We start from the raw sequence: 4111 nt of genomic DNA on the forward strand, positions 1-4111 counted from the left end.
CGCAGGTGCTGTGTGTCGAGCGGGTCGGGGTCGAGGACAACTTCTTCGACCTGGGCGGCGACTCGATCCTCAGCATCCAGGTCGTCGCCCGCGCCCGCAAGGCCGGACTCACCCTCACCTCGCGGGACATCTTCCAGCACCAGACGGTCGCCTCGCTGGCCGCCGCCCTCGGCGGCCCCACCGCCTCCGCCGCCCCCGTCCAGGACCAGCCGCCCGTGGAGGGCTCCGTGGTGCTCACCCCGATCCAGCGGTGGTTCTTCCGCACCCACCGCACGGCACCGCAACACTTCAACATGGCCGTCCACCTGGAACTCGCCCAAGCCGTCGACCACACCGCGCTCACCCGGGCGGTGGAGGCCCTGGTCGCGCACCACGACGCGCTGCGGCTGCGCTTCGAGCGCACCGGCGCCGGCTGGCGCCAGCGCAACCTCGCCGAGGACCGGACCGTACCGGTCGAGCACCACGACCTGTCCGCACTCGCGCCGGACGCCTGGCAGAGCGCGCTCGACACCATCACCGACACGATGCAGCACGGCTTCGACCTCGCCGACGGCCCGCTGATCCGCTTCGCCCTGATCGATCTCGGTGCGGGTGGGGTGCGGTTGGTGGTGGTGGCGCACCACCTGGTGGTGGACGGGGTGTCGTGGCGGGTGCTGCTGGAGGATCTGGCGGTGGCGTACGGGCAGGTGGTGTCCGGTGCCGCGGTGGATCTGGGCGTGAAGTCGGCGTCGTTCCAGGAGTGGGCGTACCGGCTGCGGGAGCTGGTGGAGTCGGGTGGTTTCGACTCCGAGCTGGCGTACTGGTCCGGTGTGGGCCAGGGGGTTGAGCCGGGTCTGCCGGTGGAGGGTGTGGCGGCGCGGCCCGGTGGTTTGCGGGTGGTTTCGGGCGCCTTGTCGGTGGAGGCGACGCGGGCGCTGTTGCAGCGGGTGCCGGGGGTGTACCGGACCCGGGTGAACGAGGTGTTGCTGGCGGTGCTGGCCCGGGTGCTGGGGGAGTGGACCGGCCGGGACCGGGTGCTGGTGGATGTCGAGGGGCATGGTCGTGAGGAGCTGTTCGCGGGCGTGGACGTCTCGCGGACGGTGGGCTGGTTCACCTCGGTGTTCCCGTTGGAACTGCCGGCGGGCGGCGACTGGGACGTGCTGGTCAAGGCGGTCAAGGAGCGGGTCCGTACGGTGCCGGGCCGCGGGATCGGGCACGGCGCCCTGCGCTACCTCGGCGATCAGGACTCCGCGGCCGGAGAACTGGGCGCGATCCGCCCGCAGGTGAGCTTCAACTACCTCGGCCAGTTCGACGGCCTGACCGGAGACGGCGACTTCTACCGGGCCATGCTGCCCAGCCCCGCCGGCGAGCACAGCCCGCTGGACCCCCGCTCCCACGTCCTGGATGTCGTGGGCCGGGTGGTGGACGGTCGGCTGCTGGTGGAGTGGGGCTGGCAGGAGGGCGTGTTCTCCGTTGCGGTGATCGAGGGGTTGTCCGCGGGTTTCGTGGCCGCGTTGGAGGAGTTCGTGGCGCACTGCGGGGTGCCGGGGGCGGGTGGGTTGACGCCGTCGGACTTCCCGCTGTCGGGGCTGGATCAGGCGGGTGTGGACCTGGTGGTCGGAGACGGCCGGGGGGTGGAGGAGGTGTTGCCGCTGTCGCCGATGCAGAGTGGCATGTTGTTCCACTCGCTGGTGGAGGCCGATTCTCCGGCGTACTTCGAGCAGTTGATGTTCACCGCCGATGGTGTGTCGGACGTGGGTGGGTTCGCCGCGTCGTGGCAGCGGGTGGTGGACGAGGTGCAGGCGCTGCGGGTGGGCGTCGTGTGGGAGGGCGTGCCGGAGCCGGTGCAGGTGGTGCGCCGGGGTGTGGTGCTGCCGGTGGAGGTGTTGGACTGGTCCTCGGTGGACGGGGACGGTCAGGCGGTGCGTTGGGACGCTCTGGTGGCGGCCGACCGTGAGCGGGGGCTGGATCTGCGGCAGGTGCCGTTGGCGCGGCTGACGTTGGTGACGGTGGCGCCGGGCCGGGTGCGTGTGCTGTTGACGTTCCATCACATCCTGTTGGACGGGTGGAGTCTGGCGCGGGTGCTGTCGCTGGTGTTCGACGATTTCGCGGCGCGTTCGGCGGGTTCGGCGCTGCCGCTGCTCTCCGGTGGTCGCGGTTTGGCGGCGCAGGTGGGCTGGTTGCGGGGTCGGGACGCGGGGGTGGCGGAGGAGTTCTGGCGCTCCGTGCTGGCCGGGTTCGAGTCCCCGGTGGCGCTGCCGTTCGACCGTCAGGTGGTGCGGGCGGGTCAGTCCCGTTCGACCGGCCGGGTCGGGGTGCGGCTGTCGCAGGAGCTGTCGGAGCGGGTGTTCGGGTTCGCGCGCCGGCATCGGCTGACGGTGAACGCGGTGGTGCAGGGCCTGTGGGCGCTGCTGCTGGCGGGCTGCTCGGGTCGTACCGACGTGGTGTTCGGGGCGACGACGTCGGGTCGTCCGGTGGAGCTGCCGGGTGCGGACGAGATGATCGGCGTGTTCATCAACTCCCTTCCGGTGCGGGTGGATCTGGACCCGCACCAGGGTGTGGTGGAGTGGCTGCAGGCGCTCCAGGCCGAGCAGGTCGAGGCCCGGCGCTTCGACTACCTCCCGCTCACCCGGATCCAGGCCGTCAGCGAACTGCCCACCGACCAGGCCCTGTTCGACACGCTGGTCGTCTTCGAGAACTACCCGCTGGACATCGACGCGGCCGCCGAACGCGGCCTGACCGTCAGCGACGTCAGCGCGATCGAGGCCTCCAACTACCCGCTCAACCTGCTGGCCTACGCCGGCGACCGGATCGAGCTGATCCTGCCCTACGACCCGGCCGTCTTCGACCGCAGCACCGTCGAGGGCCTGCGTGACCAGCTGGTCCGGCACGCCGAGAGCGTCGTCGCCGCCGACGGCTCCACCACCCTGGCCGGGCTCGACCCGCTCGGCGCCGACCAGCGCCACCAGGTCCTCGGCCAGTGGAACGACACCGCCCGCGACCTGACCAGGCTGAACCTGTCCGAGATCTTCCGCAGCCAGACCGAGCGGACCCCGGACCTGCCCGCCGTCGTCTGCGCCGACGACACCCTGACCTACGCCGAACTCCAGGCCCGGTCCGCCAGGTTGGCGCACCTGCTGATCGCCGAGGGCGTCCGCCCGGGCGAACGCGTCGGGGTTGCCCTGCCGCGCGGCATCGCCTGGCTGACTGCGATGCAGGCCGTGGTGCACGCCGGCGCCGTCTACGTACCGCTCGACCCGACCTACCCGGCCGACCGGCTCGACCACATGGTCGGCGACTCCGGCATCCGGCTGGTGATAACCGACGAGGCCGCCGGCGCCACCGTCGCGACCACGGGCGTGCGCACCCTGGACCCGGCCCTGGTCGAGCACACGCAGCTGCCGGACGGCCTGCCCGAGGTGGCGATCGAGCTGCTCCAGCCCGCGTACGTCATCTACACCTCGGGCTCCACCGGCCGCCCCAAGGGCGTCGAGGTCCCGCACCACGGCCTGAGCGGGCTGCTCACGGTGCCCGCCGAACTCCTCGGCGTGCAGCCGGGGGACCGGGTGCTGCAACTGGCCTCGACCAGCTTCGACGTGGCGCTGTTGGAGACCCTGATGGCCCTGGGCCGGGGCGCCGCCCTGGTCCTGCCGGCGCCCGGCCCGCTCGCGGGCGAGGCGCTGGCGCAGGTCCTGGTCGAGCAGCGGGTGAACCACGCGATCATCCTGCCCGCCGCGCTCGCCACCCTGCCGGACGTCGAACTGCCCGAGCTGCGCAGCCTGATCGCCGGCGCGGAGCCCGTCCCGGCGGGCCTGGTCGCCCGCTTCGGCCGGGGGCGGACCATGGTCAACGGCTACGGGCCCACCGAGACCACCGTCGCGGCCTCCTTCAGTGCCGCCCTGGACCCGGACGCCGACACCGACCCCTCGATCGGGCGCCCCTTCGCCAACGTCCGGGTGTATGTGCTGGACGGCTGGCTGCGGCCGGTGCCGCCGGGTGTGGTGGGTGAGTTGTACGTGGCCGGTGACGGTGTCACGCAGGGCTACGTGGGTCGGCCGGGGCTGACGGCGGAGCGGTTCGTCGCGGACCCGTTCGGTGTGGGCGGCCGGCTCTACCGCACGGGTGACGCGGT

Annotated in this window: 1 protein-coding gene; it reads left to right on the plus strand. The window is 72.4% G+C overall.

Annotated features, from left to right (window positions below):
• Positions 1-4111 (plus strand): amino acid adenylation domain-containing protein (locus tag ACZ51D_RS43500; RefSeq protein ID WP_465665843.1); only part of this gene is annotated, 4111 nt, incomplete at both ends.

The organism is Kitasatospora sp. NPDC033851, from assembly GCF_055576085.1.